Annotated in this window: 26 protein-coding genes; 15 read left to right on the top strand and 11 right to left on the bottom strand. The window is 72.5% G+C overall.

Translation table 11 applies throughout. The features are described from left to right. Positions 1 to 71: 71 nt before the first annotated feature. Entirely contained in the window at positions 72 to 1121 is a 1050-nt protein-coding gene (locus tag ABTY40_RS13965) for a glycosyltransferase family 2 protein (RefSeq protein ID WP_352059708.1), read from the bottom strand. A gap of 220 nt (positions 1122 to 1341) precedes the next feature. Between ABTY40_RS13965 and ABTY40_RS13970 the strand changes: the two genes are divergently transcribed. The 5 genes from ABTY40_RS13970 to ABTY40_RS13990 all read left to right on the top strand — a co-directional run bounded on the left by ABTY40_RS13970 (position 1342) and on the right by ABTY40_RS13990 (position 7266). Next, a complete protein-coding gene (locus ABTY40_RS13970) occupies positions 1342 to 2640 on the top strand; it encodes a DUF6716 putative glycosyltransferase (protein WP_352059709.1) in 1299 nt (432 codons plus the stop codon). Then, positions 2640 to 3851 carry a cytidylyltransferase domain-containing protein gene (locus tag ABTY40_RS13975; RefSeq protein ID WP_352059710.1) on the top strand — a complete coding sequence of 404 codons (1212 nt, stop codon included), beginning with the start codon at positions 2640 to 2642 and terminating at the stop codon, positions 3849 to 3851. The genes ABTY40_RS13970 and ABTY40_RS13975 overlap by 1 nt, the downstream gene beginning before the upstream one ends. Before the next feature lie 9 nt (positions 3852 to 3860). Continuing rightward, entirely contained in the window at positions 3861 to 4754 is an 894-nt protein-coding gene (locus ABTY40_RS13980) for an N-acetylneuraminate synthase family protein (protein ID WP_352059711.1), read from the top strand. Further along, on the top strand, positions 4751 to 5929 hold the full coding sequence (locus ABTY40_RS13985) for a hypothetical protein (protein WP_352059712.1): 1179 nt from the start codon (positions 4751 to 4753) through the stop codon (positions 5927 to 5929). Before ABTY40_RS13980 ends, ABTY40_RS13985 begins: the two co-directional genes overlap by 4 nt. A gap of 116 nt (positions 5930 to 6045) precedes the next feature. Then, complete coding sequence (locus ABTY40_RS13990) at positions 6046 to 7266, top strand: amidohydrolase (RefSeq protein ID WP_352059713.1); 1221 nt, start codon at positions 6046 to 6048, stop codon at positions 7264 to 7266. 75 nt (positions 7267 to 7341) lie between these two features. Here the strand turns inward: ABTY40_RS13990 and ABTY40_RS13995 are convergent, their stop codons facing one another. The 3 genes from ABTY40_RS13995 to ABTY40_RS14005 form a co-directional block, all read right to left on the bottom strand. Then, positions 7342 to 7683, bottom strand: a complete 342-nt coding sequence (locus tag ABTY40_RS13995) for a hypothetical protein (protein WP_352059714.1) — start codon at positions 7681 to 7683, stop codon at positions 7342 to 7344. Next, positions 7683 to 8024: a hypothetical protein gene (locus ABTY40_RS14000; RefSeq protein ID WP_352059715.1), complete on the bottom strand. Its 342-nt coding sequence runs from the start codon at positions 8022 to 8024 to the stop codon at positions 7683 to 7685. Before ABTY40_RS14000 ends, ABTY40_RS13995 begins: the two co-directional genes overlap by 1 nt. Positions 8025 to 8089: 65 nt before the next feature. Next, positions 8090 to 8410: a hypothetical protein gene (locus ABTY40_RS14005; RefSeq protein ID WP_352059716.1), complete on the bottom strand. Its 321-nt coding sequence runs from the start codon at positions 8408 to 8410 to the stop codon at positions 8090 to 8092. A 315-nt stretch (positions 8411 to 8725) separates the two neighbouring features. On the opposite strand from ABTY40_RS14005, the gene ABTY40_RS14010 reads away from it, so the two are divergent. The 6 genes from ABTY40_RS14010 (at position 8726) to ABTY40_RS14035 (ending at position 15710) form a co-directional block, all read left to right on the top strand. Next, positions 8726 to 9763: a BMP family lipoprotein gene (locus ABTY40_RS14010; RefSeq protein ID WP_352059717.1), complete on the top strand. Its 1038-nt coding sequence runs from the start codon at positions 8726 to 8728 to the stop codon at positions 9761 to 9763. 195 nt (positions 9764 to 9958) lie between these two features. Next, the gene (locus ABTY40_RS14015) at positions 9959 to 11569 is read left to right on the top strand and encodes an ABC transporter ATP-binding protein (protein WP_352059757.1); all 1611 of its coding nucleotides are present in this window, start codon (positions 9959 to 9961) and stop codon (positions 11567 to 11569) included. Beyond that, positions 11566 to 12678, top strand: coding sequence for an ABC transporter permease (locus tag ABTY40_RS14020; RefSeq protein WP_352059718.1), 1113 nt, complete (start codon positions 11566 to 11568; stop codon positions 12676 to 12678). The genes ABTY40_RS14015 and ABTY40_RS14020 overlap by 4 nt, the downstream gene beginning before the upstream one ends. Then, on the top strand, positions 12675 to 13964 hold the full coding sequence (locus tag ABTY40_RS14025; protein WP_352059719.1) for an ABC transporter permease: 1290 nt from the start codon (positions 12675 to 12677) through the stop codon (positions 13962 to 13964). Before ABTY40_RS14020 ends, ABTY40_RS14025 begins: the two co-directional genes overlap by 4 nt. Beyond that, entirely contained in the window at positions 13961 to 14353 is a 393-nt protein-coding gene (locus tag ABTY40_RS14030) for a cytidine deaminase (protein ID WP_352059720.1), read from the top strand. Before ABTY40_RS14025 ends, ABTY40_RS14030 begins: the two co-directional genes overlap by 4 nt. A gap of 79 nt (positions 14354 to 14432) precedes the next feature. Next, positions 14433 to 15710 carry a thymidine phosphorylase gene (locus ABTY40_RS14035; protein ID WP_352059721.1) on the top strand — a complete coding sequence of 426 codons (1278 nt, stop codon included), beginning with the start codon at positions 14433 to 14435 and terminating at the stop codon, positions 15708 to 15710. A gap of 84 nt (positions 15711 to 15794) precedes the next feature. Here ABTY40_RS14035 and ABTY40_RS14040 read toward each other — a convergent pair whose 3' ends face one another. Next, positions 15795 to 16487 (bottom strand): HAD family hydrolase, encoded by a 693-nt coding sequence (locus ABTY40_RS14040; protein ID WP_352059722.1) that lies wholly within the window; start codon positions 16485 to 16487, stop codon positions 15795 to 15797. On the opposite strand from ABTY40_RS14040, the gene ABTY40_RS14045 reads away from it, so the two are divergent. Further along, positions 16486 to 16836 (top strand): STAS domain-containing protein, encoded by a 351-nt coding sequence (locus ABTY40_RS14045; protein ID WP_352059723.1) that lies wholly within the window; start codon positions 16486 to 16488, stop codon positions 16834 to 16836. The two genes, ABTY40_RS14040 and ABTY40_RS14045, sit on opposite strands and share 2 nt — an antisense overlap. A gap of 69 nt (positions 16837 to 16905) precedes the next feature. Here ABTY40_RS14045 and ABTY40_RS14050 read toward each other — a convergent pair whose 3' ends face one another. The 3 genes from ABTY40_RS14050 to ABTY40_RS14060 form a co-directional block, all read right to left on the bottom strand. Continuing rightward, positions 16906 to 17874: a sigma-70 family RNA polymerase sigma factor gene (locus tag ABTY40_RS14050; RefSeq protein ID WP_352059724.1), complete on the bottom strand. Its 969-nt coding sequence runs from the start codon at positions 17872 to 17874 to the stop codon at positions 16906 to 16908. An 84-nt stretch (positions 17875 to 17958) separates the two neighbouring features. Next, positions 17959 to 18663, bottom strand: coding sequence for a L,D-transpeptidase (locus tag ABTY40_RS14055; protein ID WP_352059725.1), 705 nt, complete (start codon positions 18661 to 18663; stop codon positions 17959 to 17961). An 81-nt stretch (positions 18664 to 18744) separates the two neighbouring features. Next, on the bottom strand, positions 18745 to 20004 hold the full coding sequence (locus ABTY40_RS14060) for an MFS transporter (protein WP_352059726.1): 1260 nt from the start codon (positions 20002 to 20004) through the stop codon (positions 18745 to 18747). Between the two features lie 62 nt (positions 20005 to 20066). Between ABTY40_RS14060 and ABTY40_RS14065 the strand changes: the two genes are divergently transcribed. Next, entirely contained in the window at positions 20067 to 21044 is a 978-nt protein-coding gene (locus ABTY40_RS14065) for a LysR family transcriptional regulator (protein ID WP_352059727.1), read from the top strand. Between the two features lie 16 nt (positions 21045 to 21060). Here ABTY40_RS14065 and ABTY40_RS14070 read toward each other — a convergent pair whose 3' ends face one another. Then, positions 21061 to 21831: an alpha/beta hydrolase gene (locus ABTY40_RS14070; RefSeq protein ID WP_352059728.1), complete on the bottom strand. Its 771-nt coding sequence runs from the start codon at positions 21829 to 21831 to the stop codon at positions 21061 to 21063. 223 nt (positions 21832 to 22054) lie between these two features. Between ABTY40_RS14070 and ABTY40_RS14075 the strand changes: the two genes are divergently transcribed. Then, complete coding sequence (locus tag ABTY40_RS14075; RefSeq protein ID WP_352059729.1) at positions 22055 to 23209, top strand: adenosine deaminase; 1155 nt, start codon at positions 22055 to 22057, stop codon at positions 23207 to 23209. Between the two features lie 187 nt (positions 23210 to 23396). After that, positions 23397 to 23750 (top strand): hypothetical protein, encoded by a 354-nt coding sequence (locus tag ABTY40_RS14080; protein ID WP_352059730.1) that lies wholly within the window; start codon positions 23397 to 23399, stop codon positions 23748 to 23750. An 83-nt stretch (positions 23751 to 23833) separates the two neighbouring features. Here the strand turns inward: ABTY40_RS14080 and ABTY40_RS14085 are convergent, their stop codons facing one another. Beyond that, positions 23834 to 24034, bottom strand: a complete 201-nt coding sequence (locus tag ABTY40_RS14085) for a PspC domain-containing protein (protein ID WP_309050468.1) — start codon at positions 24032 to 24034, stop codon at positions 23834 to 23836. A gap of 90 nt (positions 24035 to 24124) precedes the next feature. Further along, on the bottom strand, positions 24125 to 24715 hold the full coding sequence (locus ABTY40_RS14090) for a VanZ family protein (protein WP_352059731.1): 591 nt from the start codon (positions 24713 to 24715) through the stop codon (positions 24125 to 24127). Positions 24716 to 24780: the final 65 nt, after the last annotated feature.

Consider the following 24780-nt stretch of genomic DNA (forward strand, 5'->3'; position numbering starts at 1 on the left):
CGGGGCGGCCGAGGTCCGGCCGGTGCGGGAGGCGGTGTCCGGGGTGGTGGGGCGGCCGGTGCGGGAGGCGGTCACGCGGCCACCTCCGCCGAGGCCGCGCCGCGTCCGGCCGCCGTCGCCGCCCCGGGCGGTGGCGGGGCCGGCGGTCCGGCGGGCGGGTCCAGCGGGCGCTGCCGGCGCAGCTTGCGCAGCAGCGCCGCCCGGTCCCCGCCCATCGCCTTCAGCGCCTCGTCGAGCACCTCCCGCGGCATGCGCCGCAACGCGCCCGCGCTCATCCCGGTCAGCTGCCGGGCCACGTCCGGCTCGAATCGTCCGATCGAACCGATGTGATGGGAAATCACCGCGCAATAGGTGCGGACGGCTTTCGGGAGAAGCCGGCCGGCCTCCGGATCCTTCGCCGTTTCCTCGATCACCTGGTCGAATGCGCGAATGAAATCCAATTGCCGCACGTCACCGATCTGCGTGAGGGAGGTCGCCACCCCGCGCCGGTAGAAGACGCCCAGCTCGTCGAGGGCGGCGAAGGATTCCGCCTCGCGGTGCAGCCGCCAGATCCACGGCCGGTCCTCGGCCGTGCGCAGCCCGTGCGGGAAGTGCAGCAGCCCCCGGTCCAGGAGCCGCCGGTGGTAGATCCCGGCCCAGGCGTACGGGTAGTCGACCGAGGTCGTCCGGTGCGCCGGCAGGATCGCGTCGCGGGGCCGCAGCACCTCGCGGCGGCGGGGGACCGGCACCCGGCGCACCCCCCGGTTCCGGCCGGTGACGGAGACGTGGTCGGTGCGCACGAAGTCGCAGCCCAGCTCCTCGGCCGCGGCGACCAGACGGCCGTAGTAGCCGTGGGCGAGCCAGTCGTCCCCGTCGAGGAAGGTCACGTACTCGCCCCGGGCGGCGTCCAGGCCGGTGTTGCGGGCGGTGGCGAGGCCCTCGTTGCGCGCGTGCCGGATCAGGACCGCGCCCGGGAGCTCGCGCGCGGCCCGTTCGAGGAGCTCCGGCGTCCCGTCGGACGAGCAGTCGTCGACGAGCAGGAACTCGAAGTCCTCGCGGGCGTTCGCGCGCAGGGAGGCGAGGGTGTCGGGGGCGTATGTCTGCACGTTGAAGAACGGCACGACGACGGAGAGCTTGACCACGCGGCCGACGCTAGGCGGCGCATCCGGCATTCCCGCCGACCGGTGGGCGGATATTCGGTGAACACCAAGCGGCGGGCGCCTTAACCACCTTTCCGCATAAGGGAATCGGCCGCCCCGGGCCCCTGGTCAGAGGTCGCTTCAGACGTCGGAGAGGCGCTGTTCACCGTTTGTTGTGACCCAGTTGGGCCGAAAAGCGGAATGCCCTTCTAGCGTCCTCGGCGTGCCAGCAAGTACCTCAGAAGCGGTACGGGTCGCCGTGCTCGCCGATTCCGACACCCGGTGGAAATGGGGCGCGCTCACCGCGCGCCGCCTCGCCGGGACGACGGCGGTACCCGCCGAACCCGCCGGATTCGTCCTGCGCGGCCGGGCCACCCCCACCGCCCGCCAGCTCGCCGAGACCGGGGCGGCCGCGACCGCCCCGCGCGAGGTCACGGGAGCGGAGTTCCTGCGCGCCGTACGGGACGCCGGGACGCGCGGCGAGGGGTACGACGTCCTCGTCCTCGCCCTGGTCGGCGGCACGGTCCGGGCCGTCCTCCAAGGCCTGGCCGACCTGGGCCTCACCCGCCGGCCGGTGATCGTCACCGGTTACGTCGGCGTCGTCTACGAGAAGCTGACCGACGGCCTCCTGCTGCGCCACGGCGCCGACGTCGTTCTCGCCAACTCCCGCCACGACGCCGAGCGTTTCCGGGCCGTGTACGAGGGCGTCGGCGCCGCCGCCGACGCGGTCGTCGAGGCGGCCCTGCCCTTCCTCGGAGGCGCCCCCTACACGCCCCTGGCCGGCCGGGACACCCTGGTCTTCGCCGCCCAGCCCTCCGTGCCCGCAACCCGCGCCGAACGCGCCTACGTGCTGCGCCGGCTGATCGGGCACGCCCGGCTCCACCCGGGCCGCGAGGTGCTGCTCAAGCTGCGCTCCAAGCCGGGCGAGCACACCACGCACCTGGAGGAGTACCCGTACCAGAAACTGGTGCGCGACCTCGCCCCGCCGCCCAACTTCCGTCTCGTGTACGGGCACATGGGCGAGATCCTGGACCGCACCGACCTGCTGGTCACCGTCTCCTCCACGGCGGCCCTGGAGGCGCTCCACCGGCGCGTCCCGACCGCGATCCTCACCGATCTCGGGGTCCGCGAGGCCCTCGGCAACCACCACTTCGTCGGTTCCGGCCTGCTCACCTCCTTCGACCGGCTCGACAAGGGCGCCGTCCCGGAGCCCGACGGGACGTGGCTCGCCCGTCAGGGGGTCGCCTCCGACAGCCCGTACGAGGCCGCCTTCGACGCCGCCCGCGAGCGGGTCGCGGAGCTCCTCGCCCGGCCCTCGCTGCCCCCGATCACCCCCTACTACACCGCGGAGACGGCCCCCGGCTACCTGCCGGGCATCCTCGCCCGCCACCGCCTCGACGTCACCGCGCCGGAGCCCCGTGACAGCGGGCTGCGCCGGATCGTCCGGGAGGCGGCGCGCGGCGCGTACCGCCACGGCGTGCAGCGCGTGGCCCCCGTCGTCCGCCGCCTGGGAGAGCTCTGATGACGACCACCCCCACCGTTCTCGCCGTGATCCCGGCCCGGGGCGGCTCCAAGGGCGTCCCCGCCAAGAACCTGGCCGCCGTGGCCGGGGTCCCGCTGGTGGCCCGTGCCGTCCGCGCCTGCCTCGGCGCCCCGCCGGTCACCCACGTGGTGGTCTCCACCGACGACGCCGCCATCGCCGCCGCCGCCCGGACCGCCGGCGCCGAGGCCGTCCGGCGGCCGGCCGGGCTCTCGGGCGACACCGCCACCAGCGAGTCCGCCGTCCTGCACGCCCTGGACGCCTTCGAGGCCACCCACGGCCGCACCGCCGACGTGGTCCTCCTCGTCCAGTGCACGAGCCCCTTCCTGACCTCCGCCGAGATCGCCGAGGCCGCCGGCCGGATCCTCGAAGGCGCCGCCGACACGGCCTTCACGGCCGCCCCCTCGCACGGCTTCCTCTGGCGCGCGGCCGACGGCGGCGCCGAGGGCGTCAACCACGACAAGGCCCACCGCCCGCGCCGCCAGGACCGCGCACCCGAGTACCTGGAGACCGGCGCCGTGTACGCCATGGACGCGGCCGGCTTCCGTACCCACGGGCACCGCTTCTTCGGCCGCACCGCCCTCGTCGTCACCGACCCGGCCCGCGTCCTGGAGATCGACGACCCGCACGACCTGGCCCGCGCCCGGGCGCTCGCGCCCCTCCTCGACGAGCCGGTCACCCCGCGCTTCGACGACGTCGACGCGGTCGTCCTCGACTTCGACGGCACGCAGACCGACGACCGGGTCCACCTCGACGCCGAGGGCCGGGAGTTCGTCTCCGCGCACCGCGGCGACGGCCTCGGCATCGCCGCCCTGCGCCGCGCCGGGCTGCCCGTCCTCATCCTCTCCACCGAACAGAACGCCGTCGTCGCCGCCCGCGCCCGCAAGCTCCGCATCCCCGTCCTGCACGGCATCGACCGCAAGGACCTCGCCCTCAAGGAGTGGTGCGAGGCCGAGGGCATCGACCCGCAGCGCGTGCTCTACGCCGGCAACGACGTCAACGACCTGCCCTGCTTCCACCTCGTCGGCTGGCCCGTCGCGGTGAGCAGCGCCCACGACTCCGTACGGGCCGCCGCCCGCGCGGTCACCGTCACCCCGGGCGGCTCCGGCGCGATCCGCGAGATCGCCGGCTGGCTCCTCGGACCCGACCTCCACCTCCCCGCCGCTTCCCCCGGCGCCGTCCCCAACGCGTAAGGAACCCCCATGAGCACCCGTCTGCGCACCCTCGGCAGCAAGACCGCCGGCCCCGGCCGGCCCGTCTACATCACCGGCGAGATCGGCATCAACCACAACGGCGACCTCGACAACGCCTTCGCCCTCATCGACGTGGCCGCCGAGGCGGGCTGTGACGCCGTCAAGTTCCAGAAGCGCACCCCGGAGATCTGCACCCCGCGCGACCAGTGGGACATCGAGCGCGACACCCCCTGGGGCCGCATGACCTACATCGACTACCGCCACCGCGTGGAGTTCGGCGAGGACGAGTACCGCGCCATCGACGAGCACTGCAAGAAGCGTGGCATCGACTGGTTCGCCTCCCCCTGGGACACCGAGGCCGTCGCCTTCCTGGAGAAGTTCGACGTCCCCGCGCACAAGGTGGCCTCCGCCTCCCTCACCGACGACGAGCTGCTGCGCGAACTGCGCGCGACCGGCCGCACCGTCATCCTCTCCACCGGCATGTCGACCCCGAAGCAGATCCGGCACGCCGTCGAGGTCCTCGGCAGCGACAACATCCTGCTCTGCCACGCCACCTCCACGTACCCGGCCAAGGCCGAGGAGCTGAACCTGCGCGTGATCCAGACGCTGCAGGAGGAGTACCCGAACGTCCCGATCGGCTACTCCGGCCACGAGACCGGCCTCCAGACCACCCTGGCCGCCGTCGCCCTCGGCGCCACCTTCGTCGAGCGCCACATCACCCTCGACCGGGCGATGTGGGGCTCCGACCAGGCCGCCTCCGTCGAGCCGCAGGGCCTCCAGCGCCTCGTCCGCGACATCCGCACCATCGAGACCGCCCTCGGCGACGGGATCAAGAAGGTGTACGAGTCGGAGCTCGGCCCGATGAAGAAGCTCCGCCGGGTCCCGGGGCTCGACGCCGCATGACCGCGCGGCTGGCGTTCGTCGAGAGCCCGGTCCAGCTCCTGAACGTCCTGGAGTGGGCCCACGCCCGGGCGGCCACCACCGCTCCGGCCCCCGGCCGGGGCCCCGGCCCCGGCCCCGCCGGCCCCGCCCCCGGCCCGCCCCCGGAAACCCCAGCCCCCACCACCACCGCGGGACCCGGCCCGTCCCCGGGCGCCGACGGACTCACCGTCGTCGTCCTGTCGCCGACCGACCCGATGTCCCGGGGCCAGCTGCGCCGCATGGCGCAGCTCGCCCGGGACGAGGGGTTCACCGTCCACTGGCAGGAGGCCCGCGGCGGGCGCGGCGCGCTCGTCCGCACCCTGCGGCGGCTCGCCGGGCCGCTCCGGGCGGCCGAGCGGGTGATCATCGGCGACCCGTTCTCCCGCTACGTCCAACTGCTCCTGACCCTCTTCGGCCCCCGGCACCTCACCGTCGTCGACGACGGCACGGCCACCATGGAGTTCGCCGCCCAGCTCGGCGCCGGGGAGCGCCTGGTCCGCTGGCACCGCAAGGGCAGGCTCGGCCCCCGCGAACTCGCCCTCGCGCCGGTGACCTCGATGGCCCGGCGGCGCCTCGCCCCCGGCAGGGCCCGCACCGTCGAGATCTTCACCTCGCTCCCGGTCCAGGCCCCGCCCGGCACCACCGTCACCGAGAACCACTACACCTGGACCCGCGCCCGCTTCGGCCCCCCGGCGCTGACCGGCGGAGCCGACCTGGTGGGGACCTCCCTGGTGGAGACGGGTGTCGTCGACGCCGACCAGTACCTGCGGGTCGTCACCCGCCTCGCCCGGACGCATGGCGCCACCCGCTACTTCGCCCACCGCCGGGAGAGCGCCGAGAAGCTGCACCGGATCGCCGTCGAGACCGGCCTGCAGGTGGTCCGGCCGGAACTGCCCCTGGAGCTGATCGCCCGGCGCGGCCCGATCGGCCGTACGATCGTGAGCTTTCCCTCAACGGTCGTCCACACGCTGCCGCTCGCCCTCTCCGGGACCGGCGTCAGGGTCGCGGTCTGCGCGATCGAACCCGAGTGGCTGCGGGCCACCGCCTCACCGCGCGCCCAGGGCTTTCTGGCCGGGGTGGCGGGCACCGCCGCCCACGAGGTCGACCGGCTCACGGCCCGCGCGACCTCCCGAACCGATCGGCTCGAATTCGGGTGAGCTTACCCACAGAGAGCCCCCGTCATACCTGGTGAACCGAGATTCTTTCCCCTAACGGGTTGAACTTTTGGAGATCGACAGGCAGTTGATCTCCGCGTGGGCATACCCTTCAAAAGGTGAACCAGTTGAAGTCCCGTGAGCCCGGCTCCGCCACCCTGCCCGGAACACTGTCCGCACCCCTGCGCGCCGAACTGATCGCGTTCCGCAGGGATGTGCACATGCACCCCGAGCTCGGGAATCAGGAGTTCCGTACGACCGCCGCGCTCAAGGCCCGCCTGGAGGCGGCCGGCCTCGCGCCGAAGGTTCTCCCAGGCGGCACCGGCCTCATCTGTGACATCGGCACCTGGGACGGGCGCCGCCCCATGCTGGCCATCCGCGCCGACCTCGACGCGCTGCCCATCCCCGACGTCAAGACCGTCGCCTACCGGTCCACCGTGCCCAACCGCGCCCACGCCTGCGGTCACGACGTCCACACCACCACCGTCCTCGGCGCCGGCCTGGTCCTCGCCGAGCTCGACCGCGAGGGCCTCCTGCCCAACGCCGTACGGCTCCTCTTCCAGCCCGCCGAGGAGGTGCTGCCCGGCGGCGCCGCCGAGGCCGTGGCCGCCGGCGTCCTGGACGGCGTGGGCCGGATCATCGCGCTGCACTGCGACCCGCGGGTGGACGCCGGGAAGATCGGCCTGCGCGCCGGCCCCATCACCTCCGCCTGCGACCGCCTGGAGATCACCCTCGACGGGCCCGGCGGTCACACCGCCCGCCCGCACCTCACCACCGACCTGGTCACCGCCGCCGCCCGGATCGCCACCGACGTCCCGGCCGTGCTGGCCCGCCGCGTCGACGCCCGCTCCGGCCTCTCGGTCACCTGGGGCCGCATCGAATCGGGCCACGCGCCCAACGTCATCCCCCAGCACGCCGAGCTCTCCGGCACCGTCCGCTGCCTGGACCTGCGCACCTGGCGCGAAGCGCCCGACCTGGTGCACGCGGCCGTGGACGAGATCGCGACCCTGCACCGGGCGAAGTCGACCGTCAACTACGTCCGGGGCGTCCCGCCGGTCGTCAACGACCCGGTCGTCACCGAACTGCTCCGCGACGCCATGACCGCCCGCCTCGGCCCGCAGGCCATCGAGGACACCGAGCAGAGCCTCGGCGGCGAGGACTTCTCCTGGTACCTGGAGCACGTCCCCGGCGCCATGGCCCGCCTCGGCGTCCGCACCCCCGGTGACACCCGCGTCCGCGACCTCCACGCCGGCGACTTCGACGTGGACGAGCACTGCATCGAGACCGCCGTCGAGCTGTTCACGGCCGCGGCCCTGATCGACGCCACGCCGCAGGACTGAGAGCCCGGCCCGCATGCCGAGGTCGGCCGTCCTCCGCGGGACGGCCGACCCATGTGGCTCAACGGCTTCGTGACCTCACCAGTGCACGGGCAGGGCCCGCACGTGAGTGATCCCGACGTTCGGGCTGTCGGAGCACTTCTGGCGCGACACGATGCCGGTCCGCACCGTAGGGCCGTAGCGCTGGAACGGGCCGCCGCTGGGGCCCTGGCAGGTGACCTGGACGCGCCACTGGCGGGCCACCGGGAAGCCCGTGCACTTCGCGTATCCGTAGTACGGGGCTGTGCGCGAGGCCCACGTCGTGCACCGTGCCGGGGCGTCCGCGGCGTGTGCCGCGGGGTTCGCGCCGGTCACTCCGGCGGCCAGGGACAGCGCGGCCGTGGCGAGAGCCACCCGCCGTCGGGTGGCCAGCAGCGCCATCAGAGGCGCACCCGCTCGACGCCGATCTTGTAGATCCCCACGTTGGGGTTGTCGGAGCACTTGGCCTTCGACTCCTTGCCGTTGCCGACGGCCGGTCCGTAGACGACCCACTTCGTCCCCCGGGGGTCGATGCAGGTGATCTTGACCTTGGCGCCCTCGAGCGGGTACGGCAGCATGCCGGTGCACTTGGCGGAGCCCGTGTAGGGCGCTCGGCTCGACTTCCACGTCTCGCAGTCGACGCTTCGCAGGCCCGTCTGCGCGGCGGACGCGGCCGGTGCGGTGATCAGCGATCCGGCCGCGACGGCGAGGCCGAGCGCGGTGACCACGGTCTTCTTCTTCACAGGTTCCCCCTGGGCTCTCGTACGGGTACAGCGATGGAACGGACAGCGTTTCCGACCGGTCGGAGTCAGGCGCTGAAGGAGACGCCGACGCGCAGGACGCCGACGTTCGGGCTGTCGGAGCACTTGGCCGTTGACGTCTCGGTGTTGCGCTTCCACGGGCCGTAGATCGTCCACTGGCGGCCCTGCGGATTGACGCAGGTGACCTTGACCCGGAACTTGTCGCCCCAGGCGATCTTGCTGCAGTAGGCGGAGCCGGTGTAGGGCGCCCGGCTGGACGTCCACGTGTTGCAGTCACCGACGGTGCCCGCGGAGGCCGCGGGCGCCAGGGCGGCCGAACCTCCGAGCAGCGCTGCCGTGAGGCCGAGAGCGGCGATGGCGCGTTTCATGTATCCCCCTGTGTCATGGACGGCGGGGCCGTCCACCTGGTCCTGGTGACGTCCCCACCGCCTGTCGTGCGGTCGGGCAGAGAACTACCAGTGGGTACGGGAGGAGGCGAGCGGCCGCGGAGGACAATGTCAGGTGATCGACACCGAGGTGCTCCCGCGCGGCCGCGTGACTCTCGCCGTACGCTGGGTACATCTCGTGAGCGTCGATCCGGTAACGACTCATGAACGGGTCTTTAACTGACATCTACGCGCGTTACGATCCACCGGAACCAGCGCCGCAAGGGGCGCTTTCGGTCAGTCTTGAAGGGACCTCTCGTGCGCCGGGTATCCAAGATCACCGCCGCGTGTGCTGTCACAGCGGCTCTCGCTCTCACCGCCGCATGCGGTGAGTCGTCCACCGGGGGCAGCGGCTCCGACAAGGGCACCGTCAAGGTCGGTATGGCCTACGACGTGGGCGGCCGCGGCGACAACTCCTTCAACGACTCCGCCGCGCGCGGCCTGGACAAGGCCAAGGCCGACCTCGGCGTCGAGACCAAGGAGCTGACCGCCAAGACCGGCGAGACCCCGGCCGACCGCGAGCAGCGCCTCGCCTCGCTGGCCGAGGGCGGCTACAACCCGGTCATCGGTGTCGGCTTCGCCTACAAGGACGCGATCGACAAGGTCGCGGGCAAGTTCCCGAAGACCACGTTCGGCCTCATCGACTCGGTCTCCGACAAGAAGAACGTCGACTCGATCGTCTTCACGGAGGAGCAGGGCTCCTACCTCGCCGGTGTCGCCGCGGCGCTGAAGTCGAAGGACGGCAAGATCGGCTTCATCGGCGGTGTGGACCTCCCGCTGATCAAGAAGTTCGCCGCCGGCTTCCAGCAGGGTGTCAAGGACACCAAGCCGGGTGCCAACGTCCAGATCCAGTACCTCTCCACCGGTACGGACCTCTCCGGCTTCGGTGCTCCGGACAAGGGCAAGGCCGCCGCGAAGGGCATGCTCGACAAGGGCATCGACGTCATCTTCGCCGCCGCGGGCGGCTCGGGCGCCGGCGCCATCGAGGCCGTCGCCGCCAAGCCGGGCACCTGGGCCATCGGCGTGGACTCGGACCAGGCCAAGGACCCGGCGCTGTCGAAGTACGCCGGCTCGATCATGACCTCGGTCGTCAAGAACGTCGACACCGGTGTCTTCGAGCTGATCAAGTCCGTCAAGGACGGCAAGTCGATGACCGGCACGCACTCCTACTCGCTGGCCGAGAACGGTGTCTCCCTGACGACCACGGGTGACCACCTGAAGGACATCCAGGCCAAGCTGGACGAGGCCAAGAAGAAGATCGTCGACGGCAAGATCAAGGTCGCCACGACCCTCTGACACGTGTCGGAGGGGGGCCCGGGGAGCGGCGTCGGCCGACACTCCGGGCCCCCTTCACACGTATGCCCACGGGCAGTTGAACTTTTCCCCTGACGCTACGCGCGTAGCTCCCGGGGTACGCGGTATTTTTCGCCCCCGACAGCGCCTGCGTCCCCGTCTCATCCTCTTCACGCTCCCTGCCTAGGAGAGTGCGCCATCAAAGCCTCCAGCTCCAGCAGTCCCCACGCCGTAGAACTCCGCGGCATCACCAAGCGTTTCCCCGGCGTCGTGGCCAATCACGACATCGACATCACCGTGCGCCGCGGCACCGTGCACGCCCTCGTGGGCGAGAACGGAGCGGGCAAGTCGACCCTGATGAAGATCCTCTACGGCATGCAGAAGCCGGACGAGGGCACCATCGCGATCGACGGCGAGCAGGTGTCGTTCAACAACCCGGGCGACGCCATCGCCCGTGGTGTCGGCATGGTCCACCAGCACTTCATGCTCGCGGACAACCTCACCGTCCTCGAGAACGTCGTCCTCGGTTCCGAGAAGCTGTACGGAATCGGTGACCAGGCCCGCGCCCGGATCAAGGAGATCTCCGACGCGTACGGTCTCGGCATCCGGCCCGACGTCCTCGTCGAGGACCTGGGCGTCGCCGACCGTCAGCGCGTGGAGATCCTCAAGGTCCTCTACCGCGGCGCGCGCACGCTGATCCTCGACGAGCCGACCGCGGTCCTGGTCCCGCAGGAGGTCGACGCGCTCTTCGACAACCTGCGTGAGCTCAAGGCCGAGGGTCTGACCGTCATCTTCATCTCGCACAAGCTGGGCGAGGTCCTCTCGGTCGCGGACGACATCACCGTCATCCGCCGCGGCACCACGGTGGGCACCGCCGACCCCGCCGGCACCACGGCCAAGCAACTCGCCGAGCTGATGGTCGGCAGCGAGCTTCCGTCCCCGGAGACCCGCGAGTCGACGGTCACGGACGTGCCGATGCTCACCGTCGAGAACCTCTCGCTGAGCGCAGTCGACCCCGACGGCGCGGTCCGAGCCGTCCTGGACGGCATCACCTTCACCATCCACAAGGGTGAGGTGCTGGGCATCGCCGGTGTCGAGGGCAACGGCCAGTCCGAGCTCGTCGACGCGATCATGGGTATGCGCCACCCCGACCACGGCGTCCTCACCCTCGACGGCACCGACATCTCCTCGGCGCCGACCCGCAAGCGGCGCGAGGACGGCATCGGCTGCATTCCCGAGGACCGCCACCGGCACGGTCTCCTCCTGGAGGCGCCCCTCTGGGAGAACCGCATCCTCGGGCACGTCACCGAGAAGCCCAACTCGAAGGGGGCCATCCTCGATCTGAAGGCGGCCCGCAGGGACACCGAGCGCATCGTCCGCGAGTACGACGTCCGCACCCCCGGCATCGACGTCACCGCGGCCTCCCTGTCCGGCGGCAACCAGCAGAAGCTGATCGTCGGCCGGGAAATGAGCCACGACCCCAAGCTGCTGATCGCCGCGCACCCCACCAGGGGCGTGGACGTCGGCGCCCAGGCGCAGATCTGGGACCAGATCCGCGAGGCCCGCCGCGAGGGCCTGGCCGTGCTGCTGATCTCCGCCGACCTGGACGAGCTGATCGGGCTCTCCGACTCGCTGCGCGTGATGTACCGGGGCCGCCTCGTCGCCGACGCCGACCCGGCCACGATCACGCCCGAGGAGCTGGGCTCGGCCATGACCGGCGCGGTCACCGGCCATCTTGAGCACGAAGAGAACGTCGAGGGCTCCGTGAGCCCCGAGCGCAACGACGGCCCGGAGGACGAGGCCCGATGAAGAAGATCGACAAGGAGCGCTTGCTCCTGGGCATCGCGGCACCGCTCCTCGCGGTCGTGGCGGCCTTCCTGATCACCGCACTGGTCCTGGCGGCCACCGGCAAGGAGCCGTTCAGCGCCTTCGGGATCATGTTCGACTACGGCATCAAGTCGGACAGCCAGGTCGCCATCATCAACAAGGCGACGACGTACTACCTGGCGGGTCTCGCGGTGGCCATCGGCTTCCGCATGAACCTGTTCAACATCGGTGTCGACGGCCAGTACCGTCTCGCGGCCTTCTTCGCCGCCGCCGTGGGTGGCGCGCTGACCCTGCCCGGCATCCTCCAGATTCCGCTGATCATCGTCACCGCGATGATCGTCGGTGCCATGTGGGCGGGCATCGCCGGTGTCCTGAAGGTCACCCGCGGTGTCAGCGAGGTCGTCTCCACGATCATGCTGAACTTCATCGCCACCGCGATCATCGGCTACCTGCTCCAGCCCGGCCGCCTCGGCCACCTCGACGAGGCGGGGACGAAGGTCTCCACCAACCCGCTCCCCGAGTCCTCGCACTTCTTCACGTTCCCGACCACGCCGAGCCCGGTCTGGGGCTTCCTGGTCGTCGCGGTCCTCGCGGGCGTCGCGTACTGGTTCACGCTCTCGCGCACGCGCTTCGGCTTCGACCTGCGGACCGTCGGCCAGTCCGAGACCGCCGCCTCGGCCAGCGGTGTCAACGTCAAGAAGATGATCGTCACCTCGATGGTGATCTCCGGTGCCGCCGCGGGCCTGATCGGCATGCCGACCCTGCTCAACGACTCCTACGAGTACAGCGGTGACTTCCCCGTCGGCATCGGCTTCACCGGCATCGCCATCGCGCTCCTCGGCCGCAACCACCCGGTCGGCATCGCGCTCGCCGCGGTCCTCTGGTCCTTCCTGGAGCGCGGTGGCCAGCAGCTGGAGTTCGAGGGCTACGACAGGGAGATCGTCGGCGTCATGCAGGGCGTCATCGTCCTCTGCGTCGTCATCGCCTACGAGGTCGTGCGCCGCTACGGCCTCAAGCGTCAGCAGCGCCAGGTCGGAGAGAAGCTCGCGGCCCAGGCCCGTTCCAACGACACGACGGAGGTGTCGGCGTGAGCGCCACGGCGACTTCCACCCCGCCGCCCGCGGCCCCCAAGGCGGCCGGCGGCAAGGGCGGCCGTACCCGCCTTTCCCTCCCCTGGATCCTGCTGCTCGTGGCGGGCGGGCTCATCGCCCTCTCCGCCGTCCGCGCCATCACCGGCGCGCAGGACCTCACCTCGGCCGGCCAGATCAGCGCCGCGCTCTCCCTCGCCGTGCCGATCGGCCTCGCCGGTCTGGGCGGTCTGTGGGCCGAGCGCGCGGGCGTGGTCAACATCGGCCTCGAAGGCATGATGATCCTCGGCACCTTCTTCGGTGCCTGGGCCGGCTGGCAGACCGACCCCTGGCTCGGTGTCCTCGCCGGTGTCGTCGGCGGCATGTTCGGCGGCCTGCTGCACGCGGTCGCCACCGTCACCTTCGGTGTCGACCACATCATCTCCGGCATCGCGATCAACATCCTCGCCCTCGGCGTCACCACCTACTTCGCCAAGCTGTGGTTCAACTCGGGTGAGGCGGCGGCCAAGGGCGGCAGCCCCAAGCAGTCCCCGCCCGCCGAGGACATCACCTCGATCACGGTTCCGGGTCTGTCCGACTGGCTGGCCGACGTCGAGAAGCACCACTGGTTCCTGGTCTCGGACGTCGCCGGCATCCTCGGCGGCCTCGTCACCAACCTCTCGCTGGTCACGATCCTCGCCGTCCTGCTGGTGATCGGCACGTACTTCGTCCTGTGGAGGACTGCGTTCGGTCTGCGGCTGCGCTCCTGCGGTGAGAACCCGGTCGCCGCGGAGTCTCTGGGCGTCAACGTCTACAAGTACAAGTACATCGCCGTGATCGTCTCCGGCGGCCTGGCCGGCCTCGGCGGCGCGTTCCTGTCGCTGGTCACCTCGCACATCTACAACGAGGGCCAGACCGGCGGCCGCGGCTACATCGGCCTCGCGGCGATGATCTTCGGCAACTGGCGGCCCGGCGGTCTGGCCATGGGTGCCGGCCTGTTCGGCTTCGCCGACGCGCTCCAGCTGCGCAGCGGTGGCGAGTCCGTGCACGCCCTCCTTCTGCTGCTCGTCGCGGTCCTCGTGGGCATCGCGCTGTGGAAGGCCTACCGGAAGCGCTGGATCACCGCCGCGGTCAGCGCCGTCATGGCGGCCGTCATGCTCGTCTGGTACCTGGGCACGGACACCGTCCCGGTCGAGTTCGTCAGCGCCACCCCGTACGTGGTGACCCTGCTGGTGCTCTCCCTCTCCGCGCAGCGGCTGCGGATGCCCAAGGCGGACGGCATGCGCTACCGCAAGGGCGAAGGAAAGTGACGGCCCCCGACTGGGACGCGCTGCGCACGGCCGCCCGCGAGGCCATGGCCCGCGCCTACGCCCCGTACTCCGGTTACCCGGTCGGCGCGGCGGCCCTCGTCGACGACGGGCGGGTGGTCTCCGGCTGCAACGTGGAGAACGCCTCCTTCGGTGTCGGACTGTGCGCCGAGTGCGGGCTGGTCTCCCAGCTCCAGGCGACCGGCGGCGGCCGGCTCACCCACTTCGTGTGCGTGGACGGCCGCGGCGAGTCCCTGGTGCCCTGCGGCCGGTGCCGGCAGCTGCTGTACGAGTTCGGCGGCTCCGAACTCGTCCTGGAGACCCCGGCCGGGTTCCTGACCCTGGCCGAGATGCTGCCGCAGGCTTTCGGCCCGGAGCACCTCGGCAAGTAGCACCGCGGAGCGGCCCTTCCGGCACGATGGGAGGGCCGCTCCTCCTTTCCCCCTCTATGCGCGTAGAAAGAGGCACCACATGGACGTCATCTCCGTCATCCGCACCAAGCGGGACAAGGGCGAGCTGAGCCCCGAGCAGATCGACTGGGTCATCGACGCCTACACCCGCGGGGTCGTCGCCGACGAGCAGATGTCCGCCCTGGCCATGGCCATCCTGCTCAACGGCATGAACCGCGCGGAGATCGCCCGCTGGACGGCGGCGATGATCGCCTCCGGCGAGCGCATGAACTTCGACTCGCTCTCCCGCCCGACCGCCGACAAGCACTCCACCGGCGGCGTCGGCGACAAGATCACCCTCCCGCTCGCCCCGCTCGTCGCTGCCTGCGGCGCGGCCGTCCCGCAGCTGTCGGGCCGCGGCCTCGGCCACACCGGCGGCACGCTCGACAAGCTGGAGTCCATCCCCGGCTGGCGCGCGCTGCTCTCCAACGAGGAGATGCTGCACGTCCTCGACACCACCGGCGCCGTGATCTGCGCGGCCGGCGACGGCCTGGCCCCCGCCGACAAGAAGCTCTACGCGCTGCGGGACGTCACCGGCACCGTCGAGGCCATCCCGCTGATCGCCTCCTCGATCATGTCCAAGAAGATCGCCGAGGGCACCGGCTCGCTCGTCCTGGACGTGAAGGTCGGCACCGGCGCCTTCATGAAGACCATCGAGGACGCCCGCGAACTCGCCTCCACCATGGTCGCCCTCGGCACCGACAGCGGCGTGAGGACGGTCGCGCTCCTCACCGACATGTCGACCCCGCTCGGCCTGACCGCCGGCAACGCCCTGGAGGTCCGCGAGTCCGTCGAGGTCCTCGCCGGCGGCGGCCCGGCCGACGTCGTCGAGCTGACGATCGCGCTCGCCCGCGAGATGCTCGACGCGGCCGGCATCAAGGACGCCGACCCGGAGAAGGCCCTCAAGGACGGCTCCGCCATGGACGTCTGGCGCCGGATGATCGCCGCGCAGGGCGGCGACCCGGACGCCACCCTGCCGGTCGCCCGCGAGCGGCACGTCGTCACCGCCCCCGCCTCCGGCGTCCTGACCCGCCTCGACGCCTACGACATCGGCATCGCCGCCTGGCGCCTCGGCGCGGGCCGCGCCCGCAAGGAGGACCCGGTGCAGGCCGGCGCGGGCGTCGAGCTCCACGCCAAGCCGGGTGACACCGTGACGGCGGGCCAGCCCCTGCTGACCCTCCACACCGACACCCCGGAGAAGTTCGACTACGCGCTGAAGTCGCTGGACGCGTCCTGGGACATCGCCCCCGAGGGCACGGCGTTCACCCCGGCCCCGATCGTCCTGGACCGCATCGCGTAACGGCTTCCGCCGCCGCCCGGGCCGGTGTTCCGCACCGGCCCGGGCCGGGCGCCGGTGCAGGCCGGGCGCCGGGGCGGCGGGCGGTCAGCCGAGCGCCCGCGCCGCTTCCCGGTCCTCCGGCACGCCGGGCCCCCGCAGCAGCGCCGGAAGCTCCCGCATGTCCGTGAAGACCACCGTCCCCGGGCCCGCGAGGCGGTCGGCCCCGGTCAGGCCGCCGGTGTAGCCGAAGGCGCGCATGCCCGCGGCACGGGCGGCCCGCACTCCGTACGGGCTGTCCTCGACGACCGCGCAGCGCTCCGGCGGGACACCCAGCGCGGCGGCGGCGTGGAGGAAGAGGTCCGGGGCCGGCTTGCCGCGGGAGACGTCGTGGGCGCTGAACATCCGGCCCCCGAAGCGCTCCAGAAGACCCGTGCGGCCGAGGTTGCGCCTGATCGAGGCGTGGCTGCCGTTGGAGGCGAGGCAGTACGGCACCGCCAGGGCGTCCAGCGCGTCGGCCACGCCCTCCACGGCCGTCAGCTCGGCGTCGAGCGCGTCCTCGTACCGCTGCCGGAAGGGGAGGTGCCAGTCGGGCTCCAGGGGACGGCCCCGGCGCTCCTCCACGAGGGCGGTGAGCAGCTCGTGGGACGAGCCGATGAAGCGCTCGGCCACCTCCGCCTCGGTGAACTCCGCTCCGAGACTCGCGAACACCTCCCGGTCCACCCGGCAGTAGATCCGCTCGCTGTCCACCAGAACACCGTCACAGTCGAAGATCACCAGTTCGACAGGCTCACGCGTCATGATGGCGACCCTACCGGGCCGGTCCGCGATGAGTTCCGGCCACGGGGACGGTCTGCCCGGTGTGGACACCAGTCAGCCCCTTGTCGTGACCCTGCCCGCCCGGCCCGGCCGTGAGGACGTCGCCCGCCTCTGCGCCGCCCTGGACGCGGCCCCGCCCGGCCCCGTCGTCTGCGAGGTCGGCGCCCTCGGGCAGGCCGACCTCGCGGCCGTCGACGCCCTCGCCCGGCTGAGACTCGCCGCCGGACGCCGGGGCCACCGCCTCCGCCTGCGCGGAGCGGGACCCGACCTGCGGGCCCTGCTCCGGCTGACCGGCCTCGACACCGTCCTGGAGGACGACTCCCCGCCGTGACGCGCCCGCGAACCAGACCGGGCGGTGGGACCCCGGCCGGGCGGCGGGGCGGGCGGGGCGGGAAACCCCTTACGCCTCCAGCCGCTCCGGCAGGTCGAAGAGGGGGAACCAGCGCGGGGTGTCCAGGAAGAAGTCCATCCCGGCGACCTTGCCGTCCCGCAGCTCCAGGACGATGAGCGCCCACGGGCTGTACCCGCCCTCGGGGTCCGGGTGGTAGTGCGCGAAGGCCGGCTGGCCGTTCGCCACGGTCGGCACCAGCTTGGAGCCGCGGCAGACGTCGCCGACGCCCAGCATCCAGCCGACGATGTCCTCGTGCCCCTGGAGCCACAGGTCGTACGGCGGCATGGACATGGTCGCGTCCTCGTGGAGGAGCGCGGTCAGCGCCTTCATGTCGTAGCCCTCGAACGCGGCCACGTACCGCTCCAGGAGCTCCTTCTGCTCCTCGTCCAGCGGGTTCGCCGCGTCCGACTCGGCCGGCGCCTGCTCGGCCAGGGTCGCCCGGGCCCGCTGGAGCGCGCTGTTCACCGAGGCGACGGAGGTGTCGAGCAGCTCCGCCACCTCACTCGCCTTCCACGCGAGCACCTCGCGCAGGATGAGCACCGCGCGCTGCTTCGGCGGCAGGTGCTGGAGCGCGGCCACGAACGCCAGCCGCACCGTCTCCCGGGAGACCGCCGTCTCCGCCGGGTCCGCCACCGACGGCAGCACCCGCCCGTCCGGGACCGGCTCCAGCCAGGTGATCTCCGGCTGCTTCACGAGCTGCGCCTGCGCCACCGGCGTCGGCCCGCTCAGGTCCATCGGCCGCGCCCGCCGGTTCCCCGCGTTCAGCGCGTCCAGGCAGACGTTGGTCGCGATCCGGTAGAGCCAGGACCGCAGGGAGGAGCGGCCCTCGAAGGAGTCGATGGCCTTCCAGGCCCGCACCATCGTGTCCTGCACCGCGTCCTCCGCCTCGAAGGACGAACCGAGCATCCGGTAGCAGTAACCGGTCAGCTCCCTGCGGTACTTGTCGAGTTCGTCGGTCTTCACCGTCACGTCACTCATCGGGTCCACACCCCACTCACCCCTCACCGGCACCCGTCCGGTGCCGATGGGAGCGAAGCTACCGCAGGGGACCGACAGCCGGGGTCAGGTTCCCGGCTTGCGTCCGTACACGAACACGTCGTCGCCGTTCCGCAGGAGGTTCCAGTACGCCTTGGCGTCGGCCGGCCGCATGTTGACGCAGCCGCCGGAGCCCGGCGGGTTCCACATGGACTTGGTGGTCGAGTGGAAGGCCTGGCCGCCGTCGAAGAACTGCGCGTACGGCATCGACACGTCGTAGAGCGTCGACCAGTGGTTGATGTTCCGCCAGTAGACCTTCTTGGAGCCGGTACGGGTCTCCGTGCCGTCCTTGCCCGTCCGCACCGGCACCGGGCCGTACTTCAGGCGCGAGCCGTCCTGGATCCAGCTGAGCTGCCGCGTCAGGTCGACGCAGGCGATCCGGCCCCGGTTCGTCGGACACTTCCCGTCCCTGTTCGGGTTGGTGCCCGCCGCCCGCTGCTGGAGCATCGTGTTCATGGTCCGCCAGGTGAGCGGACCGGCGTACCCCACGGCCGGGGTGATCCCGTGGGTGCGCTGGAAGGCCTGGGTGGCCTGGCAGTCGGCGAGCGACTGGCGCCCGTCGACCACCCGGCCCAGAAACTTCTCCACCTGCTTCTGGTACGGCCCCGTCGTCACGTTGCAGGACGCGGCCTGCGCCGGGGTCGCGCCCAGGGCGACCGTCAGTGGCACCACCAGCGACGCCAGCCCCGCGGCCGTCCCCGCTCTCTTCCCCACCCGCATGATCCGGTTCATTCGCGTCAACTCCCCCTTGAGTCCTGACATGTGGGACGCGCGGGGGAGTCTGTCAGTTGCAGCCCCGGGCGGGAAGAGGGCTCAGACCGCCGCCGGGCGGAGCCGGCGCGCCGCCACCCGCGCGCTGTGGGTGCCGTACAGCGTGATCGACACGACGCCGAGGACCGCGGCGAGGCCGAGCAGGACCGTGCCGGTCCAGCCGCCCGCGTGGAAGGCGACCGCGCCGAGCGTGCCGCCCGCGCTGCTGCCGAGGTAGTACGCGGACTGGTACAGCGCCGAGGCCTGCGCCCGGCCCGTCGTGGCCGTACGGCTCACCGCCGAGGAGGCGACCGCGTGGCCCGCGAAGAAGCCGGCCGTGATCAGCACCAGGCCCGCGACGACGGCCGCGAGCGCGTCGGAGAGCGAGAGCAGCAGGCCCGCCGCGGTGGTGGAGACCGCCAGGTAGAGCGCCCCGCGCCGGCCGAGCCGGCCGACCAGCCTCCCGGCGGCGGCCGAGGAGACCGTACCGACCAGGTAGATGAGGAAGATCGAACCGATCACGCCCTGCGGGAGCGAGAAGGGCGCCTCCACCAGGCGGTAGCCGATCACCGTGTAGACCGCGCCGAACACCGTCATGAACAGCGCGCCGATCGCGTACAGCCGGCGCAGCAGCGGGTCCGCCAGGTGCGTGCGCACCGTGCCCGCGAGCGCCCTCGGGTCGAGCGCGCCGGGGGTGAAGTGGCGGGCCTTCGGCAGCAGCGCCCGGAAGACCAGCAGGCACACCAGCGAGGTCAGGCCGACGGCGGCGAGACCCGCGCGCCAGCCCCACAGCTGCGCCGCCCAGCCGGTGACGATCCGGCCGCTCATGCCGCCGATCGAGTTGCCCGCCACGAAGAGGCCGATCGCGCCGACCAGGGCCCGGGGGCGGACCTCCTCGGCCAGGTACGCCATGGCCGAGGCCGGCAGCCCGGCGAGGGCCGCGCCCTGCACCGCGCGCAGCGCGATCAGGGACTCCAGGTTCGGCGCGAAGGGCACCAGGAGGCCGACGGCGACCGCGACCGAAAGGGAGCCGATCATCATGGCCCGCCGGCCGAAACGCTCCGACAGGGCGCTGAGCGGCAGGACGCAGACGGCCAGCGCGCCGGTCGCGGCGGAGACCGTCCAGGAGGCGGCGGAGGCGCCGGTGCCGAACGAGGCCGAGAGGGCGGGCAGCAGTGCCTGCGTGGAGTAGAGGAGGGCGAAGGCGGCCAGTCCGGCGGCGAAGAGAGCGAGGCTCGTACGGCGGTAGCCGGCGGTGCCGGGGGCGAGGCGGGTGTCGGCGGCCGCGAGGGTGGCGGCCGCCTTGGTACTGGCGGAAGGCATGCCCCGAACGTAGGCCGGTCCCTTTCATGCGTCCAATGCACGGAACTGCTGTAATCGTTCCCATGGCGCATGAGTACAGGTCACAGCCACGGCTGTCACCGAACAGTAACGAAGAAGACATGGGACCGCTGCTCGCGCCGCGGCTCGCGTACTTCGCCGCGGTCGCCCGGCACGAGCACGTGACCCGGGCCGCGGCCGAGATGGGCGTCCCCCAGTCGACGCTCTCCCGCGCCATGGTCCGGCTGGAACAGGACCTCGGCGTCGCCCTCTTCGCCCGCCGGGGCCGCACCGTCTCCCTCACCCCGGCCGGCCGCCGCTTCCTCACCGCCGCCGAGCGGGCGCTGGCGGAGGTGGAACGGGCCGCCGACACCGTACGGGCCGACGCCGACCCGGCCGCCGGGCGGGTCGCCTTCGGCTTCCTCCACACCATGGGCTCCGAGACCGTCCCCGGACTGCTGCGCGCCTTCCGCGTGGACCACCCGCGCGTCCGCTTCACCCTCGTCCAGAACTACGGCGAGGCGATGATCGAGCGGCTGCGGGCCGGCGAGCTCGACCTCTGTCTCACCTCGCCGGTGCCGGACGCGCCCGACCTGGTCGCCCGCCGGCTCGACGAGCAGCGGCTGCGCCTGGTCGTCCCCGACGACCACCGCCTCGCGGGCCGCAAACGCATCCGCCTCGCCGAGGCCGCCGACGAGACCTTCGTGACCCTGGAACCGGGGTACGGGCTCCGCCGCATCACCGACGACCTGTGCGCCGAGGCCGGCTTCACGCCGCGCGTGGCCTTCGAGGGCGAGGAGGCGGAGACGCTGCGCGGTCTCGTCGCGGCGGGCCTGGGCGTCGCGCTGCTGCCGCCGCCCGCCGTCGCGCGCCCCGGCGTCGTCGAACTCACCGTGACCGCGCCGCGGGCGGTCCGCGAGATCGGCCTCGCCTGGCTCGACGGCCATCCGGACACGGCCCCGGTCGCCGCCTTCAAGAAGTTCCTCCTGAGCCGCCGGGGCCACCTCCTCCCGAAGGAGGCCCAGGCCCCCCAGGAACCCTGAGGCCGACCCCGCCTCCTCACCGGCGGGGGGCGCCTCCGAAGCCCGCCGCCAGGGGCATGCGCAGGCCCAGGGGCGGTGGGGCGGCCATCGCGTCCGTCAGGGGGCGGGAGACCGGGCGGGCGAAGAGGGCGCCGAGCACGAAGTCGGCGGCCAGGGCCCGTACTTCGGCGGCGTACTGCCGCAGGGCGTGGCCGTCCGTGTGCACCTCGAACCGGCAGGTGTCCCGGTTGGCCTTCTTGGCCCGGTCCGCGAAGCGGAAGGACAGCTCCGGGTCCGTCCGCGCGTCGTTCGTCCCGTGCACCAGCAGCACCCGGCGCCCCACCAGCTGCCGTACCGGCTCCGGCTCCGCCGCCACGTCCTCCTCGGGGAGCCAGGGCGCCAGCGCGAGGACCGCGGCGACCGCGTCGTGGCCGCCCGCCCGCAGCGCCGCCCGCGCGCCCATCCCGAGGCCGGCCAGGCACACGGGAACGTCGCCGTAGCGCCGTACCGCCTCCGACACCGCCCAGGAGGCGTCCGCCGCGAGGTCCGCGTCCGGGCCGTTCCAGCCGCGGCCCCGGTAGCGCACCACGTGCGCCACGAGCCCGTCCGCGCGCCCCGCCCGGACGAGCGCGCGCCCCAGCGGCAGCGCCGCCGCGTGCGCCCGTACCGAGGGCCGCCGCCCCGACACCGGCTCGCCGTCCGGCAGGAGCAGCACCACGCCGCCCACCGCCGCCTGCGAAGTCCCGACCGCCCGACCGAGCCGGGGTCTCCGGCCGTCGGCGGTCCCCACGAGTGCGTAGTGCGCCATGGCAGAACAGTCTCAGAATCCGAGGTGTACGCCAGTGGTACGCGCGGTCTCTGTTACGTATCGCCCGGGCCGGCCCACCCCCGAACGCGGGCGCCACTCGCACCCTTTCGTCCGCGGTCATCCGGACACCGTGGGGCGGACGCGACCGGCGCGGAGGCGAAAAGTCCGCACCGATGCGGCGCCGGGACGCCCGCTCTACGCGCGTAGGGGCTACAGTGCGGAAATGACGAGCCAGACCCCCAACGTCCCCACCGCGGACCAGATCCGCCGTGCCCCGAAGGTGCTGCTCCACGACCACCTCGACGGCGGACTGCGCCCCGGCACGATCATCGAACTCGCCCGTGAACAGGGCTACTCGCGGCTCCCCGAGACGGAACCGGACAAGCTCGGCCTCTGGTTCCGCGAGGCCGCCGACTCCGGGTCCCTGGAGCGCTACCTGGAGACCTTCGCGCACACCTGCGCCGTCATGCAGACCCGCGAGGCCCTCGTCCGGGTCGCCGCCGAGTGCGCGGTCGACCTGGCCGAGGACGGCGTCGTGTACGCGGAGGTGCGCTACGCGCCCGAGCAGCACCTGGAGGCCGGCCTCACCCTCGAAGAAGTCGTGGAGGCCGTCAACGAAGGCTTCCGGGAGGGCGAGCGGCAGGCCAGGGCGGCCGGGCACCGCATCCGGGTCGGTGCCCTGCTGACCGCCATGCGCCACGCGGCCCGCGCCCTGGAGATCGCCGAACTCGCCAACCGCTACCGCGACGCGGGCGTCGTCGGCTTCGACATCGCGGGCGCCGAGGCCGGCTTCCCGCCCACCCGCCACCTCGACGCCTTCGAGTACCTGAAGCGGGAGAACAACCACTTCACGATCCACGCCGGTGAGGCCTTCGGGCTGCCCTCCATCTGGCAGGCGCTCCAGTGGTGCGGCGCCGACCGTCTCGGTCACGGCGTCCGGATCATCGACGACATCGAGGTCGCCGAGGACGGCACGGTCCGCCTCGGCCGCCTCGCCGCCTACGTCCGCGACAAGCGGATCCCGCTGGAGATGTGCCCCACCTCCAACCTCCAGACCGGCGCCGCCGCCTCCTACGCCGAGCACCCCATCGGGCTGCTCCGCAGGCTCCACTTCCGCACGACGGTCAACACCGACAACCGGCTGATGAGCGGCACCAGCATGAGCCGGGAATTCGAGTGCCTGGTCGAAGCATTCGATTACACGCTCGATGACATGCAGTGGTTCACGGTCAATGCGATGAAATCAGCGTTCATTCCTTTCGATGAACGACTCGCCATGATCAACGACGTGATCAAGCCAGGTTATGCCGAGCTGAAGTCCGAATGGCTGTTCCGGCAGACGGCTGTCACCAGCACGTCTTCCCCGGCGGCCGACTGACGGCGGCTGCCCGGAGGGGCGGAAGGCGGCCGGGAGGGCGACACCCGGCCGCCTTTCGGTGTTTGCGGTCGGGGTGCCCGGCTGGTTAGTTTGCGGAACCGCTCCGCAATATCCGGATGCCCTTTTCCGGTTTCCGGTTCTCCCGACGCCCGGTCTCCCTTCCCCAAAGCTCAAGGAAGATTTTCTGATGAAGCAGTCTGCCGCCAAGAAGCTCGGTGTCGCCGCCCTCGGCGCCGCTTTCGCCGCCGCCGCCGCGGGCACGGCCTCCGCCGCGCCCGAGCTGCCCGTGGGCGCCGACGCGCTGGGCTCCCTGACCTCGGCCGTCCCGCTGGGCGACGGTCTCGCCCAGCTGCCCGTCGGCGGGCAGGGCGCCCTCGGCCAGGTCCTCGACCACGGCGCGAAGACCCTCCCCGCCGCCGCCAACCAGGCCACCCAGCACACCCCGCTGGCCCCCGTCACGGGCCTCCTCGGCGGCCTGCCGCTCGGCCAGGCCACCGCCGTCCTCGGCGGCGTGGTGCCCGGCACCCTCCCGGTCGCCTGACCGGAGCCGTACGACAGCGAAGGGGCGCGCACCCGTTTCCGGGTACGCGCCCCTTCGGCGTACGCGCGCCCCGGCCGCCGGGTCTACCAGGCGGTGGTCGTGCGCTTCTCCTGCGGCAGGAGCATCCACAGCGCCAGGTAGAGCAGGAACTGCGGGCCCGGCAGCAGACACGAGACCAGGAAGATCACGCGCATCGTCGTCGCGGAGGTGCCGAAGCGCCGGGCGAGCGCCGCGCACACTCCGCCGATCATGCGTCCGTCACGGGGGCGGGCAAGTGCGGCCATGGTGGGCTCCTTCGGAGTCGGTCCGGGAACCTTTCCGTCGGGCTCCCGATGACTCCATGGTGCCGTCGCACCGGGGGACGAAGCGTCGGTCTACGGGGCGATCCGGACCCTGGGAATCCTCGGGGTCGAACCCTGAGCCGACTCCTTCCGGGGCAGGGCCCCGCCCCGCGCCCGGCTCCCCCCGGCGGAGGACGCGGCCGGACCGGAGCGCCCCGTGCCCGTCCGGCGCCGCAGCCGGGCCCGCCCGGCGGGCACCACGAGCAGGTGGGTCAGCGCCACCCCGGCCGTGTTGAGCAGCACCGAGTCCACGTCCACGACCTGCCCGGGCACCGCCGTCTGCAACAGCTCCAGGGCCAGCGACACCAGGGCCCCCGCGGCCGTCGTCCGGACCAGCGAGGCCCAGGGCGAGACGTCGAGCCGCCCGTCGGCCATCGGAAGCAGCACCCCGAGCGGGGCCAGGAGCAGCAGCCCCTCCGCGAGGAGCCGTACCGCCCGGGTCCCGCCGAGCGCCAGATCGGCGCGGATGCCGTCGAGCGGGACCGTGTTCGGCGCGGTCACCCAGGCCACGTCCCGTGGGCGCAGGCCGACCCAGGCGACGAGCAGCAGATACGCGGCCAGGAGTACGAACCCGGCCACGCGGACGACCACGGCGGCACTGCCGCCCGAACCTTGACGCTGCACGCCCCCCTAGACGTGCCCGGCGGCGGAATCGGTTCCGCCGCCGGGCACGCGCGGGAGGACGTCAC

Source organism: Streptomyces sp. NPDC126503, assembly GCF_040302405.1.
Lineage (GTDB): Bacteria > Actinomycetota > Actinomycetes > Streptomycetales > Streptomycetaceae > Streptomyces > Streptomyces gulbargensis.

Coding starts and splice junctions, on each gene's coding strand:
- ABTY40_RS13975 (WP_352059710.1), top strand. CDS start 2,640: ATGACGACCACCCCCACCGTTCTCGCCGTGATCCCGGCCCGGGGCGGC.
- ABTY40_RS13980 (WP_352059711.1), top strand. CDS start 3,861: ATGAGCACCCGTCTGCGCACCCTCGGCAGCAAGACCGCCGGCCCCGGC.
- ABTY40_RS13985 (WP_352059712.1), top strand. CDS start 4,751: ATGACCGCGCGGCTGGCGTTCGTCGAGAGCCCGGTCCAGCTCCTGAAC.
- ABTY40_RS13995 (WP_352059714.1), bottom strand. CDS start 7,683: ATGGCGCTGCTGGCCACCCGACGGCGGGTGGCTCTCGCCACGGCCGCG.
- ABTY40_RS14005 (WP_352059716.1), bottom strand. CDS start 8,410: ATGAAACGCGCCATCGCCGCTCTCGGCCTCACGGCAGCGCTGCTCGGA.
- ABTY40_RS14020 (WP_352059718.1), top strand. CDS start 11,566: ATGAAGAAGATCGACAAGGAGCGCTTGCTCCTGGGCATCGCGGCACCG.
- ABTY40_RS14035 (WP_352059721.1), top strand. CDS start 14,433: ATGGACGTCATCTCCGTCATCCGCACCAAGCGGGACAAGGGCGAGCTG.
- ABTY40_RS14045 (WP_352059723.1), top strand. CDS start 16,486: ATGATGGCGACCCTACCGGGCCGGTCCGCGATGAGTTCCGGCCACGGG.
- ABTY40_RS14040 (WP_352059722.1), bottom strand. CDS start 16,487: ATGACGCGTGAGCCTGTCGAACTGGTGATCTTCGACTGTGACGGTGTT.
- ABTY40_RS14050 (WP_352059724.1), bottom strand. CDS start 17,874: ATGAGTGACGTGACGGTGAAGACCGACGAACTCGACAAGTACCGCAGG.
- ABTY40_RS14055 (WP_352059725.1), bottom strand. CDS start 18,663: ATGAACCGGATCATGCGGGTGGGGAAGAGAGCGGGGACGGCCGCGGGG.
- ABTY40_RS14060 (WP_352059726.1), bottom strand. CDS start 20,004: ATGCCTTCCGCCAGTACCAAGGCGGCCGCCACCCTCGCGGCCGCCGAC.
- ABTY40_RS14065 (WP_352059727.1), top strand. CDS start 20,067: ATGGCGCATGAGTACAGGTCACAGCCACGGCTGTCACCGAACAGTAAC.
- ABTY40_RS14070 (WP_352059728.1), bottom strand. CDS start 21,831: ATGGCGCACTACGCACTCGTGGGGACCGCCGACGGCCGGAGACCCCGG.
- ABTY40_RS14075 (WP_352059729.1), top strand. CDS start 22,055: ATGACGAGCCAGACCCCCAACGTCCCCACCGCGGACCAGATCCGCCGT.
- ABTY40_RS14080 (WP_352059730.1), top strand. CDS start 23,397: ATGAAGCAGTCTGCCGCCAAGAAGCTCGGTGTCGCCGCCCTCGGCGCC.
- ABTY40_RS14085 (WP_309050468.1), bottom strand. CDS start 24,034: ATGGCCGCACTTGCCCGCCCCCGTGACGGACGCATGATCGGCGGAGTG.